Genomic DNA, 13,218 nt, shown 5'->3' with positions numbered 1-13,218 from the left:
CCGTGGCTGCCCGCAACACGGCCCGCAAGCGCGCCTTCCAGATCCTCTTCGAGGGCGACCAGCGAGATGTCGACGTCCTCACCGTCCTCGCGGACTGGATCCGGCTCTCCCGGTCCGACACCCGGCAGCCGCCGGTCAGCGAGTACACGATGCAGCTGGTCGAGGGGTACGCCGGGCACGCGCGGCGGATCGACGAGCTGATCGCGCAGTACGCGGTCGGCTGGACGCTGGACCGCATGCCGGTCGTCGACCGCAACATCCTGCGGCTCGGCGCGTACGAGCTGATCTGGGCCGACGAGACGCCGGACGCCGTCGTGCTGGACGAGATGGTGCAGCTGGCCAAGGAGTTCTCCACGGACGACTCGCCGTCGTTCGTCAACGGGCTGCTCGGCCGGCTGAAGGACCTCAAGCCCTCGCTGCGCCGCGCGAGCGACGAGGCGTAGACAAGCAGAGCACACAGCGCCCGAGGGCCCGCAGCACGACCGCTGCGGGCCCTCGGGCGTGTCCGGGCGCCCTGGGCGCCAGGGGCACCTCCGGGCCCGCAGAAAGCCGCCGGGGTGGCCGGAACCGTCAAGTTCCGGCCACCCCGGCGGCACGTTTCTGCTGGGTCTGCTGAGACTGCTGGGTCTGTGGGGGCCTGGCGTCACTACCGGGGCCGCTGTGGCGCCTGGTGCCGCTCAGGCATCCTCGTGGGACGCCACCGCGCGGCGCGCGTCCGCGTCCAGCACGCCCCAGCTGATCAGCTGCTCGGTGAGGACCGAGGGCGACTGGTCGTAGATCACGGCGAGGGTGCGCAGGTCGTCCTGGCGGATCGAGAGCACCTTGCCGTTGTAGTCGCCGCGCTGCGACTGGATCGTCGCCGCGTAGCGCTGGAGCGGGCCCGCCTTCTCGGCCGGGACCGTGGCAAGACGCTCCAGGTCGAGGACCAGCTTCGGCGGCGGTTCGGCGGCGCCGCCGGGGGTGGTGCCCGGCAGCAGCTCCTGCACCGGCACCCCGTAGAAGTCCGCCAGCTCGGCGAGGCGCTGCACGGTCACGGCACGGTCGCCGCGCTCGTACGAACCGACCACGACCGCTTTCCATCGGCCCTGGCTCTTCTCCTCGACACCGTGGAGGGAAAGGCCCTGCTGGGTGCGGATGGCCCGGAGCTTGGCCCCGAGCTGTTTGGCGTATTCGCTGGACATATGGCTCCCCGGACACTGTGTCGACGCGGCCTGGCTGGACTGCCACGCCGGGCGGCTGGTAACTCACTGTGAGGTTACGCAGCGTTACTCTGCCGCGTCAAGCCGAATGGTCCACACCGCCTCTTCCGTGCTATCGGCGGCGCATTGAGCCGACCGGGTGAATCGGGAGCGGGAGGGGGCGGCCGGAGCGGCGCGCGGCACCTGCTACCGTGGATGGCGCAATTCCGACGTCCTTTAAGGTCCGTCCCGTGAGGCGGAGAAGGAGGTCCGTTTCGTATGGACAAGCAGGACACCCACGCAGGTCCGCAGGCGACCGATGCCCGCCCCGTGCTCGAGGGCCCCGACATCGCGCGTGTACTGACCCGTATCGCCCACGAGATCGTCGAACGCGCCAAGGGCGCCGACGACGTGGTGCTGCTCGGCATCCCGACCCGCGGCGTCTTCCTCGCCCAGCGGCTCGCGGCCAAGCTCGCCGAGATCACCGAGCGCACCGTCCCGGTCGGCTCCCTCGACATCACCATGTACCGCGACGACCTGCGCATGCACCCGCCGCGCGCGCTCGCCCGCACCGAGATCCCCGGTGACGGCATCGACGGCCGCCTGGTCGTCCTCGTCGACGACGTGCTCTTCTCCGGCCGCACCATCCGCGCCGCCCTCGACGCGCTGAACGACATCGGGCGCCCGCGCGCGGTGCAGCTCGCCGTCCTCGTCGACCGCGGCCACCGCGAACTGCCCATCCGCGCCGACTACGTCGGCAAGAACCTCCCCACGTCGCTGCGGGAGACGGTCAAGGTCCAGCTCGCCGAGGAGGACGGCCACGACACCGTGCTGCTCGGTGCCAGGCCGGACGCCCCGGGCGAGCGGCAGCCGTAGCCCACGCGCGCGTACGCACACCGCCGTACGCCCCGCGCGTGTGCCCACGCGCGCCTCTGTGCCCGAATTCTCCCGTTCTCCCGAATGAACTGCCTTACGGAGCCTGACAGATGCAGCGTCATCTCATCTCGGCCGCCGACCTCACCCGCGACGACGCCGTCCTGATCCTCGACACCGCCGAGGAGATGGCCCGGGTCGCCGACCGGCCGATCAAGAAGCTGCCGACCCTGCGCGGCCGCACCGTCGTCAACCTCTTCTTCGAGGACTCCACCCGCACCCGGATCTCCTTCGAGGCCGCCGAGAAGCGGCTCTCCGCGGACGTCATCAACTTCACCGCCAAGGGCTCCAGCGTCTCCAAGGGCGAGTCCCTGAAGGACACCGCCCAGACGCTGGAGGCCATGGGCGTGGACGCCGTGGTCATCCGGCACAGCGCCTCCGGCGCCCCCTACCGCCTGGCCACCTCCGGCTGGATCGACGCCGCCGTGATCAACGCGGGCGACGGCACCCACCAGCACCCCACCCAGGCCCTGCTGGACGCCTTCACCATGCGCCGCCGCCTGACCGGCCGGGACACGGGACTCGGCCAGGACCTGTCCGGCAAGCGCATCACCCTGGTCGGGGACGTCCTGCACAGCCGGGTCGCCCGCTCCAACGTCGACCTGCTGCACACCCTCGGCGCCGAGGTCACCCTCGTCGCCCCGCCCACCCTGCTGCCGGTCGGCGTCACCTCCTGGCCCTGCGAGGTCTCCTACGACCTCGACGCCGTCCTCCCGAAGTCGGACGCCGTGATGATGCTGCGCGTCCAGCGCGAGCGCATGAACGCCGCCTTCTTCCCGACCGAGCGCGAGTACTCCCGGCGCTACGGCCTGGACGGCGACCGGATGGCGAAGATGCCCGAGCACGCGATCGTGATGCACCCCGGTCCGATGGTCCGCGGCATGGAGATCACCGCCGAGGTCGCCGACTCCCCGCGCTGCACGGTCGTCGAGCAGGTCGCCAACGGCGTCTCCATCCGGATGGCCGTGCTGTACCTGCTGCTCGGAGGCAACGAGCCCGCCGTCACCCACACCCGCACCAACGAGGAGAAGTAAGACCCATGAGCAAGATCCTTATCCGTGGTGCGAAGGTGCTCGGCGGCGAGCCGCAGGACGTGCTGGTCGACGGCGAGACCATCGCCGAGGTGGGGACCGGACTGTCCGCGGAGGGCGCCGAGGTCGTCGAGGCCGGCGGCAAGGTCCTCCTGCCGGGCCTGGTCGACCTGCACACCCATCTGCGCGAGCCGGGCCGCGAGGACTCCGAGACCGTGCTCACCGGCACCCGCGCCGCCGCCAGTGGCGGCTACACCGCCGTGTTCGCCATGGCCAACACCTTCCCCGTCGCCGACACCGCCGGCGTGGTCGAGCAGGTCTGGCGCCTCGGCCGCGAGCACGGCTACTGCGACGTGCAGCCCATCGGCGCCGTCACCGTCGGCCTGGAGGGCAGGAAGCTCGCCGAGCTGGGCGCCATGCACGAGTCGGCCGCCGGGGTCACCGTCTTCTCCGACGACGGCAAGTGCGTGGACGACGCGGTGATCATGCGCCGCGCCCTGGAGTACGTGAAGGCGTTCGGCGGCGTCGTCGCCCAGCACGCCCAGGAGCCCCGCCTCACCGAGGGCGCCCAGATGAACGAGGGCGTCGTCTCCGCCGAGCTGGGCCTGGGCGGCTGGCCCGCCGTCGCCGAGGAGTCGGTCATCGCCCGGGACGTGCTGCTCGCCGAGCACGTGGGCTCCCGCGTCCACATCTGCCACCTCTCGACCGCCGGCAGCGTCGAGATCGTCCGCTGGGCCAAGTCCCGCGGCATCGACGTCACCGCCGAGGTCACCCCGCACCACCTCCTGCTCACCGACGAGCTGGTGCGGACGTACAACCCGGTCTACAAGGTCAACCCGCCGCTGCGCACCGAGCGCGACGTGCACGCGCTGCGCGAGGCGCTGGCCGACGGCACCATCGACATCGTCGCCACCGACCACGCGCCGCACCCGCACGAGGACAAGGACTGCGAGTGGGCCGCCGCCGCCATGGGCATGGTCGGCCTGGAGACGGCCCTTTCGGTGGTCCAGGAGACCATGGTCGCCACCGGACTGCTGGACTGGGCGGGCGTCGCCGACCGCATGTCCGCCGCCCCGGCCCGGATCGGCCGGGCCACCGGCCACGGACGGCCCGTCTCGGCAGGCGAGCCCGCCAACCTCACCCTCGTCGACACGGAATACCGTGGGCAGGTCGACCCCGCGGGCTTCGCCTCCCGCAGCCGCAACACTCCGTACGAGGGACGCGAGCTGCCGGGCCGTGTCACCCACACGTGGCTCCGGGGCAAGGCCACGCTCGTCGACGGGAAGCTCACGTGACACCTGCAACACTGCTCGCAGCCCAGCTCACCACCTCACTCGCCGATGAGGAGAAGTCGGCCTCGGTCACCAACTGGGGCGGACGCATCGGCTGGCTGGTCGGCCTCGCCCTGTTCGTCGCGCTCGTCTACTGGCTGATGCGCGAGGGCTGGAAGTGGCGCGGCACCCTCCAGAGCGACCTGCCCGCCCTGCCCGGCGCGCCGGACGAGCCCGGCGAGGCGAGACTGACGATGACCGGCCGGTACCACGGCTCCACCACGGCCGGCCAGTGGCTGGACCGCATCGTGGCGCACGGCCTGGGCACCCGCAGCCGGGCCGAGCTGACCCTCACGGACGCGGGCCTTGACGTCGTACGCCCCGGCGCGCACGACTTCTTCGTCCCGGCCGCGCGACTGCGCGGGGCCCGGCTCGACAAGGGCATCGCCGGCAAGGTCCTCTCCGAGGGCGGCCTGCTGGTGGTGACCTGGGAGCACGGCGGCAAGCTGCTCGACTCCGGCTTCCGCTCCGACCGGGCGGCCGAGCACACCGAGTGGGTCGAAGCCATCAACTCCATGACCGAAGCAAGCACCACGGAAGGCGCCGAACGATGACCACCTCCACAAGGGGAACCGAGAGGGTTCCCGCCGTACTCGTCCTGGAGGACGGCCGGGTCTTCCGGGGCCGTGCCTACGGGGCCGTGGGGGAGACGTTCGGCGAGGCCGTGTTCTCCACCGGCATGACCGGCTACCAGGAGACCCTGACCGACCCGTCGTACCACCGCCAGGTCGTCGTCATGACCGCCCCGCACGTCGGCAACACCGGCGTCAACGACGAGGACGCCGAGTCCCAGCGCATCTGGGTGGCCGGCTACGTCGTCCGCGACCCCGCGCGCGTGCCGTCCAACTGGCGCTCCCGCCGCTCGCTGGACGAGGAACTGGCCGCCCAGGGCGTCGTCGGCATCAGCGGCGTCGACACCCGCGCCCTCACCCGCCATCTGCGCGAGCGCGGCGCCATGCGCGTCGGCATCTTCAGCGGCGACGCCGTCCGCGACGACGCCGCGCTGCTGGCCCGCGTCCGGCAGGCCCCCGAGATGGCCGGCGCCGACCTCTCCGCCGAGGTCGCCACCAAGGAGGCGTACGTCGTCCCGGCGATCGGCGAGAAGAAGTTCACCGTCGCCGCCGTCGACCTCGGCATCAAGGGCATGACCCCGCACCGCATGGCCGAGCGCGGCATCGAGGTGCACGTGCTGCCCGCCACCGCCACCGTGGAGGACGTGTACGCGGTCGCGCCCGACGGCGTGTTCTTCTCCAACGGCCCCGGCGACCCGGCCACCGCCGACCACCCGGTCTCCGTCATGCGGGGCGTCCTGGAGCGCGGCACGCCGCTGTTCGGCATCTGCTTCGGCAACCAGATCCTCGGCCGCGCCCTCGGCTTCGGCACCTACAAGCTGAAGTACGGCCACCGCGGCATCAACCAGCCCGTGCAGGACCGTACGACCGGCAAGGTCGAGGTCACCGCGCACAACCACGGGTTCGCCGTCGACGCCCCCGCCGACCGCGTCTCCGACACCCCCTTCGGCCGTGCCGAGGTCTCCCACGTCTGCCTCAACGACAACGTGGTGGAGGGCCTCCAGCTGCTCGACAAGCCGGCCTTCAGCGTCCAGTACCACCCCGAAGCGGCGGCAGGACCGCACGACGCCGCCTACCTGTTCGACCGCTTCGTTTCCCTGATGGAGGGCCAGCGTGCCTAAGCGCACCGATATCCAGTCCGTCCTGGTCATCGGCTCCGGCCCGATCGTCATCGGCCAGGCCGCCGAGTTCGACTACTCCGGCACCCAGGCGTGCCGTGTCCTCAGGTCCGAGGGCCTGCGGGTGATCCTCGTCAACTCCAACCCGGCGACGATCATGACCGACCCGGAGATCGCCGACGCCACCTACGTCGAGCCGATCACCCCGGAGTTCGTCGAGAAGATCATCGCCAAGGAGCGCCCCGACGCCCTGCTGCCCACCCTGGGCGGCCAGACGGCCCTGAACACCGCCATCTCGCTGCACGAGAACGGCGTCCTGGAGAAGTACGGCGTCGAGCTGATCGGCGCCAATGTCGAGGCCATCCACAAGGGCGAGGACCGCGACCAGTTCAAGCTGGTCGTCGAGGAGGTCCGCAAGAAGATCGGCCACGGCGAGTCCGCCCGCTCGGTCATCTGCCACACCATGGACGACGTCCTGGCGGGCGTGGACGAGCTGGGCGGCTACCCGGTCGTCGTCCGCCCCTCCTTCACCATGGGCGGCGCCGGCTCCGGCTTCGCGCACGACGAGGAGGAGCTGCGCCGCATCGCGGGCACCGGCCTCACCCTCTCGCCGACCACCGAGGTCCTCCTGGAGGAGTCCATCCTCGGCTGGAAGGAGTACGAGCTGGAGCTGATGCGCGACAAGCACGACAACGTCGTGGTCGTGTGCTCCATCGAGAACTTCGACCCGATGGGCGTGCACACCGGCGACTCGATCACCGTCGCCCCGGCGATGACCCTCACCGACCGCGAGTACCAGGTGCTGCGCGACATGGGCATCGCCATCATCCGCGAGGTCGGCGTCGACACCGGCGGCTGCAACATCCAGTTCGCGGTCAACCCCGAGGACGGCCGGGTCATCGTCATCGAGATGAACCCGCGCGTCTCCCGCTCCTCGGCCCTCGCCTCCAAGGCGACCGGCTTCCCGATCGCCAAGATCGCCGCCAAGCTCGCCGTGGGCTACACCCTCGACGAGATCCCCAACGACATCACGCAGGAGACCCCGGCCTCCTTCGAGCCGACCCTCGACTACGTGGTCGTCAAGGCCCCGCGGTTCGCCTTCGAGAAGTTCCCGAGCGCGGACTCCACCCTCACCACCACCATGAAGTCGGTCGGCGAGGCCATGGCCATCGGCCGCAACTTCACCGAGGCCTTCCAGAAGGCGCTGCGCTCCCTGGAGAAGAAGGGCAGCCAGTTCGCCTTCACCGGCGAGCCCGGCGACAAGAGGGCCCTCCTCGAAGCGGCCGTACGCCCCACCGACGGCCGGATCAACACGGTCATGGAGGCCATCCGCGCGGGCGCCACCCCCGAGGAGATCTTCGACTACACGAAGATCGACCCGTGGTTCGTCGACCAGCTCTTCCTGATCAAGGAGACCGCCGACGAACTGGCGGCGGCCCCCGAGCTGACCGCCGGCCTGCTCGCCGAGGCCAAGCGGCACGGCTTCTCCGACCAGCAGATCGCCGGCATCCGCGGCCTGCGCGAGGACGTCGTCCGCGAGGTCCGGCACACCCTCGGCATCCGCCCGGTCTACAAGACGGTCGACACCTGCGCCGCCGAGTTCGCCGCGCGCACGCCGTACTTCTACTCCTCCTACGACGAGGAGAGCGAGGTCGCGCCGCGCGAGAGGCCCGCGGTGATCATCCTGGGCTCCGGCCCCAACCGCATCGGCCAGGGCATCGAGTTCGACTACTCCTGCGTCCACGCCTCCTTCGCGCTCTCCGACGCCGGGTACGAGACCGTGATGGTCAACTGCAACCCGGAGACCGTCTCCACCGACTACGACACCTCCGACCGGCTCTACTTCGAGCCGCTCACCCTGGAGGACGTCCTGGAGATCGTGCACGCCGAGCGCCAGGCGGGACCGGTCGCCGGTGTCGTCGTCCAGCTCGGCGGCCAGACCCCGCTGGGCCTGGCCCAGGCACTCAAGGACAACGGCGTGCCGATCGTCGGCACCCCGCCCGAGGCCATCCACGCCGCCGAGGACCGGGGCGCCTTCGGCCGGGTCCTCGCCGAGGCCGGCCTGCCCGCGCCCAAGCACGGCACCGCCACCACCTTCGCCCAGGCCAAGGCCATCGCCGACGAGATCGGCTACCCGGTCCTGGTGCGCCCGTCCTACGTCCTGGGCGGACGCGGCATGGAGATCGTCTACGACGAGGCCCGCCTGGAGGCGTACATCGCCGAGTCGACCGAGATCAGCCCCTCCCGGCCGGTCCTCGTCGACCGCTTCCTGGACGACGCCATAGAGATCGACGTCGACGCCCTCTACGACGGCGAGGAGCTGTACCTCGGCGGCGTCATGGAGCACATCGAGGAGGCCGGCATCCACTCCGGCGACTCGGCGTGCGCGCTGCCGCCGATCACCCTGGGCGGCTTCGACATCAAGCGGCTGCGCGCCTCCACCGAGGCCATCGCCGAGGGCGTCGGCGTCCGCGGCCTGATCAACATCCAGTTCGCGCTGGCCGGCGACATCCTCTACGTGCTGGAGGCCAACCCGCGCGCCTCGCGCACCGTCCCCTTCACCTCGAAGGCGACCGCGGTGCCGCTGGCGAAGGCCGCCGCCCGGATCTCGCTGGGCGCCACCGTCGCCGAGCTGCGCGAGGAGGGCCTGCTGCCGAGGAACGGCGACGGCGGCACCATGCCGCTGGACGCGCCGATCTCCGTCAAGGAGGCCGTGATGCCGTGGTCGCGCTTCCGCGACATCCACGGCCGCGGCGTCGACACCGTCCTCGGCCCGGAGATGCGCTCCACCGGCGAGGTCATGGGCATCGACTCCGTCTTCGGCACGGCCTACGCCAAGTCGCAGGCGGGCGCCTACGGCCCGCTGCCCACCAAGGGCCGCGCCTTCATCTCGGTCGCCAACCGCGACAAGCGGTCGATGATCTTCCCGGCCCGTGAGCTGGTCGCCCACGGCTTCGAACTGCTCGCCACCTCCGGCACCGCCGAGGTCCTCAAGCGCAACGGCATCAACGCCACGATCGTGCGCAAGCAGTCCGAGGGCACCGGCCCCGGCGGCGAGAGGACCATCGTCCAGCTCATCCACGACGGCGAGGTGGACCTCATCGTCAACACGCCCTACGGCACCGGCGGCCGCCTCGACGGCTACGAGATCCGTACGGCGGCCGTGGCCCGGTCCGTGCCGTGCCTGACGACGGTCCAGGCGCTCGCCGCCGCCGTCCAGGGCATCGACGCGCTCAACCACGGCGACGTGGGCGTCCGCTCGCTCCAGGAACACGCCGGGTTCCTGATCGCGGCCCGCGACTAGCAGCAGCCCCGAGGGGGACACCGGAAACGGTGTCCCCCTCTTCATGAGGTCGTCATGAGGACACAGTGATGTACAAGCTCTTCTTCCGTCTCGTCTTCCGGCGGATGGATCCCGAACAGGCCCACCACCTCGCCTTCCGCTGGATCCGCCTGGCCGCCCGCGTGCCGGTGCTGCGCACCTTCGCCGCGGCCGTCCTGGCCCCCCGCCACAAGGAGCTGCGCACCGAGGCCCTGGGCCTGCGCATGCACGGCCCCTTCGGGCTCGCCGCCGGCTTCGACAAGAACGCCGTCGCGATCGACGGCATGTCGATGCTGGGCTTCGACCATGTCGAGATCGGCACCGTGACCGGCGAGCCGCAGCCCGGCAACCCCAAGAAGCGGCTGTTCCGGCTGGTCGCCGACCGCGCGCTCATCAACCGCATGGGCTTCAACAACGACGGCTCGCTGGCCGTCGCCGCCCGCCTGGCCTCCCGCACGCCGGTCTTCCGCACCGTCGTCGGCGTCAACATCGGCAAGACCAAGGTCGTCCCCGAGGAGGAGGCGGCCGGTGACTACGTGAAGTCCGCCGAGCGCCTCGCCCCGTACGCCGACTACCTGGTCGTCAACGTCTCCTCGCCCAACACGCCCGGACTGCGCAACCTCCAGGCCACCGAGGCGCTGCGCCCGCTGCTGAGCGCGGTGCGCGAGGCCGCCGACCGGGCCGTGCCCGGCCGCCGGGTGCCGCTGCTGGTCAAGATCGCGCCCGACCTCGCCGACGAGGACGTGGACGCGGTCGCCGACCTCGCCGTGGACCTCGGCCTGGACGGCATCATCGCCACCAACACCACCATCGCGCGCGAAGGGCTCGGCCTGCGGTCGGGCCCGGAGCTGGTCGCCGAGACCGGCGGGCTGTCCGGCGCGCCGCTCAAGGAGCGCTCCCTGGAGGTGCTGCGCCGCCTCTACGCGCGCGTGGGCGACCGGATCACCCTGGTCGGCGTGGGCGGCGTCGAGACCGCCGAGGACGCCTGGCAGCGCATCCTGGCCGGCGCCACGCTGGTCCAGGGCTACAGCGCCTTCATCTACGAGGGCCCCTTCTGGTGCCGCGCCATCCACAAGGGCCTCGCCGCCCGCCTGCGCACCAGCCCGTACGCCACCCTCGCCGACGCGGTCGGCGCCGACGTGAGGACGTCCGCATGAGCCCCCTGGAGCCCTTCGGCGCGCGGCTGCGCCGCGCCATGGACGAGCGCGGCCCGCTCTGCGTCGGCATCGACCCGCACGCGTCGCTGCTGGCCGAGTGGGGTCTGAACGACGACGTGGCCGGTCTGGAGCGGTTCAGCCGCACCGTCGTGGAGGCGGTGGCCGACCGGGTCGCCGTCCTCAAGCCGCAGAGCGCCTTCTTCGAGCGGTTCGGCTCGCGGGGCGTGGCGGTGCTGGAGAAGTCCGTGGCGGAGGCGCGGGCGGCCGGCGCGCTGGTCGTCATGGACGCCAAGCGCGGCGACATCGGCTCGACCATGGCCGCCTACGCGGAGTCGTTCCTGCGCAAGGACGCGCCGCTGTTCTCGGACGCGCTGACCGTCTCGCCGTACCTGGGCTACGGCTCGCTCGGGCCCGCCGTCGACCTGGCGCGGGAGAGCGGCGCCGGCCTGTTCGTGCTGGCGCTGACCTCCAACCCGGAGGGCGCCGAGGTGCAGCACGCGGTCCGCCCGGACGGGCGGACCGTGGGCGCGACCGTCCTCGCGCACCTGGCCCGGGAGAACGCGGGGCAGGACCCGCTGGGCTCCTTCGGCGCGGTGGTGGGTGCCACGCTCGGCGATCTGTCCTCGTACGACCTGGACATCAACGGGCCGCTGCTCGCCCCCGGTATCGGCGCGCAGGGCGCGACGCCGGCCGACCTCCCCGCGGTCTTCGGGCCCGCGGTGCGCAACGTGGTGCCCAACGTCAGCCGGGGTGTGCTGCGGCACGGTCCCGACGTGGCGGCGCTGCGGGACGCGGCGGACCGGTTCGCGGCGGAGATCCGGGCCGCGGTGGCCGCCGGCTGAGGCCCTTCGCGGAGGTTCCGGGGACGTCCCGGGTCTGGATCCACGGCGAAAACCGAGGCAATATGTCCTAAATGTCCGACCTCACCAAGGCTGACCAGGACTTTTCCGCTGTTCTCGCTGACTCTGGCGCCCTCGACCGCTAGTCTCCGTCGAGTGGGGGCGCCTCCCACGCCCTTCAAGGCAGTGGGGGCAGCGGGCAGGCGTGTTGCTCGTGGCCCCCCAGGTGTGGGGCGACTAGGTTCCTCACCGGTCCGTATCCGACAGTTCGACATCCGAGGTGACGTAGGCGTGGCTCTTCCGCCCCTTACCCCTGAACAGCGCGCAGCCGCGCTCGAAAAGGCCGCCGCGGCTCGCCGGGAGCGGGCCGAGGTCAAGAATCGACTCAAGCACTCCGGCGCCTCCCTGCACGAGGTCATCAAGCAGGGCCAGGAGAACGACGTCATCGGCAAGATGAAGGTGTCCGCCCTTCTTGAGTCCCTGCCGGGCGTGGGCAAGGTCCGCGCCAAGCAGATCATGGAGCGACTCGGCATCTCCGAGAGCCGTCGTGTGCGCGGCCTCGGCTCCAACCAGATCGCTTCCCTGGAGCGTGAGTTCGGCAGCACCGGCTCCTGAGCCCCCCGGGGCCCCGCGACCGGGGTCCCGGGCACTGCGGGATTGCTGGAATAATCGCCGCATGGCTGTAACACCCCGGGGGACGACCCCCGTACCCCCGGACGCACGTCCGCGGCTGACCGTGCTCTCCGGCCCCTCCGGGGTCGGCAAGAGCACGGTCGTCGCTCATATGCGCAAGGAACACCCCGAGGTCTGGCTCTCCGTGTCGGCGACGACCCGCAAGCCGCGCCCCGGTGAGCAGCACGGCGTCCACTACTTCTTCGTCACCGACGAGGAGATGGACAAGCTGATCGCCAACGGCGAGCTGCTGGAGTGGGCCGAGTTCGCGGGCAACCGCTACGGCACGCCGCGCGCCGCGGTGCTGGAGCACCTGGAGGCGGGCGTGCCGGTCCTGCTGGAGATCGACCTCCAGGGGGCCCGCCAGGTCCGCGAGTCCATGCCCGAGGGCCGCCTCGTCTTCCTGGCCCCGCCCTCCTGGGAGGAGCTGGTGCGCAGGCTCACCGGCCGGGGCACCGAGCCGCCCGAGGTGATCGAGCGCCGGCTGCGGGCCGCGAAGGTCGAGCTGGCCGCCGAGTCCGAGTTCGACGAGACCCTGGTCAACACCTCCGTCGAGGACGTGGCGCGCGAGCTGCTAGCCTTGATGGACGTCGTGTGATCGTCACGATCATCCCGGCTGATTCTTTCCCATCCATCGGAAGGTAGAGCGTGTCCTCTTCCATCTCCGCGCCCGAGGGCATCATCAACCCGCCGATCGACGAGCTCCTCGAGGCCACCGACTCGAAGTACAGCCTCGTGATCTACGCGGCCAAGCGGGCCCGCCAGATCAACGCGTACTACTCGCAGCTCGGCGAGGGCCTCCTCGAGTACGTCGGTCCGCTCGTCGACACCCACGTCCACGAGAAGCCGCTCTCCATCGCCCTGCGCGAGATCAACGCGGGTCTGCTGACCTCCGAGGCCATTGACGGTCCGGCCCAGTAGGGCGACACGGTAGAGCAGGCGCGTATACGTCGTATCTGCATACCGCAGCAGGTTCTTCTGCTCTTCCACAGGCCCGGCAGCGCGACTGCCGGGCCTGTGGTGTGTCATAGAAGGCGTGCGCCGCACCGGGCGCACCGGGGCCGA

At 71.2% G+C, this 13,218-nt stretch carries 13 protein-coding genes; 12 read left to right on the top strand and 1 reads right to left on the bottom strand.

Features of this window, described 5'->3' with window-relative positions; genetic code table 11:
- Positions 1–2: 2 nt before the first annotated feature.
- Positions 3–443, top strand: coding sequence for a transcription antitermination factor NusB (gene nusB, locus A8713_RS05085; RefSeq protein WP_018570202.1), 441 nt, complete (start codon positions 3–5; stop codon positions 441–443).
- A 234-nt stretch (positions 444–677) separates the two neighbouring features.
- Here the strand turns inward: nusB and bldD are convergent, their stop codons facing one another.
- Positions 678–1,181: a transcriptional regulator BldD gene (bldD, locus tag A8713_RS05080; RefSeq protein ID WP_006131213.1), complete on the bottom strand. Its 504-nt coding sequence runs from the start codon at positions 1,179–1,181 to the stop codon at positions 678–680.
- Positions 1,182–1,457: 276 nt separating this feature from the next.
- Here bldD and pyrR point away from each other — a divergent pair, with 276 nt between their 5' ends.
- The 11 genes from pyrR to rpoZ all read left to right on the top strand — a co-directional run bounded on the left by pyrR (position 1,458) and on the right by rpoZ (position 13,074).
- Positions 1,458–2,054 carry a bifunctional pyr operon transcriptional regulator/uracil phosphoribosyltransferase PyrR gene (pyrR, locus tag A8713_RS05075; RefSeq protein WP_064531644.1) on the top strand — a complete coding sequence of 199 codons (597 nt, stop codon included), beginning with the start codon at positions 1,458–1,460 and terminating at the stop codon, positions 2,052–2,054.
- 110 nt (positions 2,055–2,164) lie between these two features.
- Complete coding sequence (locus A8713_RS05070; protein WP_018570199.1) at positions 2,165–3,145, top strand: aspartate carbamoyltransferase catalytic subunit; 981 nt, start codon at positions 2,165–2,167, stop codon at positions 3,143–3,145.
- 5 nt (positions 3,146–3,150) lie between these two features.
- Positions 3,151–4,437: a dihydroorotase gene (locus tag A8713_RS05065; protein WP_064531642.1), complete on the top strand. Its 1,287-nt coding sequence runs from the start codon at positions 3,151–3,153 to the stop codon at positions 4,435–4,437.
- Positions 4,434–5,027: a PH-like domain-containing protein gene (locus A8713_RS05060; RefSeq protein ID WP_064531640.1), complete on the top strand. Its 594-nt coding sequence runs from the start codon at positions 4,434–4,436 to the stop codon at positions 5,025–5,027. Before A8713_RS05065 ends, A8713_RS05060 begins: the two co-directional genes overlap by 4 nt.
- Complete coding sequence (carA, locus tag A8713_RS05055) at positions 5,024–6,166, top strand: glutamine-hydrolyzing carbamoyl-phosphate synthase small subunit (RefSeq protein ID WP_064531638.1); 1,143 nt, start codon at positions 5,024–5,026, stop codon at positions 6,164–6,166. The genes A8713_RS05060 and carA overlap by 4 nt, the downstream gene beginning before the upstream one ends.
- Positions 6,159–9,467, top strand: a complete 3,309-nt coding sequence (gene carB / locus A8713_RS05050) for a carbamoyl-phosphate synthase large subunit (RefSeq protein WP_064531636.1) — start codon at positions 6,159–6,161, stop codon at positions 9,465–9,467. The genes carA and carB overlap by 8 nt, the downstream gene beginning before the upstream one ends.
- A 68-nt stretch (positions 9,468–9,535) precedes the next feature.
- Positions 9,536–10,642: a quinone-dependent dihydroorotate dehydrogenase gene (locus A8713_RS05045; protein WP_064531635.1), complete on the top strand. Its 1,107-nt coding sequence runs from the start codon at positions 9,536–9,538 to the stop codon at positions 10,640–10,642.
- Positions 10,639–11,484, top strand: a complete 846-nt coding sequence (gene pyrF, locus A8713_RS05040; protein ID WP_064531633.1) for an orotidine-5'-phosphate decarboxylase — start codon at positions 10,639–10,641, stop codon at positions 11,482–11,484. The genes A8713_RS05045 and pyrF overlap by 4 nt, the downstream gene beginning before the upstream one ends.
- A 288-nt stretch (positions 11,485–11,772) precedes the next feature.
- Positions 11,773–12,096 (top strand): integration host factor, encoded by a 324-nt coding sequence (locus A8713_RS05035; protein ID WP_003977346.1) that lies wholly within the window; start codon positions 11,773–11,775, stop codon positions 12,094–12,096.
- A gap of 61 nt (positions 12,097–12,157) precedes the next feature.
- Entirely contained in the window at positions 12,158–12,751 is a 594-nt protein-coding gene (gmk, locus tag A8713_RS05030; protein ID WP_051115955.1) for a guanylate kinase, read from the top strand.
- 50 nt (positions 12,752–12,801) lie between these two features.
- Positions 12,802–13,074 (top strand): DNA-directed RNA polymerase subunit omega, encoded by a 273-nt coding sequence (gene rpoZ, locus A8713_RS05025; protein ID WP_018570191.1) that lies wholly within the window; start codon positions 12,802–12,804, stop codon positions 13,072–13,074.
- Positions 13,075–13,218 lie beyond the last annotated feature (144 nt).

Source organism: Streptomyces sp. SAT1 (assembly GCF_001654495.1).
Taxonomy (GTDB): domain Bacteria; phylum Actinomycetota; class Actinomycetes; order Streptomycetales; family Streptomycetaceae; genus Streptomyces; species Streptomyces andamanensis.
The sequence above is the reverse complement of the archived record's forward strand: the minus strand, read 5'-3'. Positions and strand labels throughout refer to the sequence as shown.

Excerpts from the sequence above, each read along its gene's own strand:
- pyrF (WP_064531633.1), top strand. The coding sequence starts at position 10,639 with ATGAGCCCCCTGGAGCCCTTCGGCGCGCGGCTGCGCCGCGCCATGGAC.
- pyrR (WP_064531644.1), top strand. The coding sequence starts at position 1,458 with ATGGACAAGCAGGACACCCACGCAGGTCCGCAGGCGACCGATGCCCGC.
- A8713_RS05065 (WP_064531642.1), top strand. The coding sequence starts at position 3,151 with ATGAGCAAGATCCTTATCCGTGGTGCGAAGGTGCTCGGCGGCGAGCCG.
- carA (WP_064531638.1), top strand. The coding sequence starts at position 5,024 with ATGACCACCTCCACAAGGGGAACCGAGAGGGTTCCCGCCGTACTCGTC.
- bldD (WP_006131213.1), bottom strand. The coding sequence starts at position 1,181 with ATGTCCAGCGAATACGCCAAACAGCTCGGGGCCAAGCTCCGGGCCATC.
- A8713_RS05045 (WP_064531635.1), top strand. The coding sequence starts at position 9,536 with ATGTACAAGCTCTTCTTCCGTCTCGTCTTCCGGCGGATGGATCCCGAA.
- A8713_RS05070 (WP_018570199.1), top strand. The coding sequence starts at position 2,165 with ATGCAGCGTCATCTCATCTCGGCCGCCGACCTCACCCGCGACGACGCC.
- gmk (WP_051115955.1), top strand. The coding sequence starts at position 12,158 with ATGGCTGTAACACCCCGGGGGACGACCCCCGTACCCCCGGACGCACGT.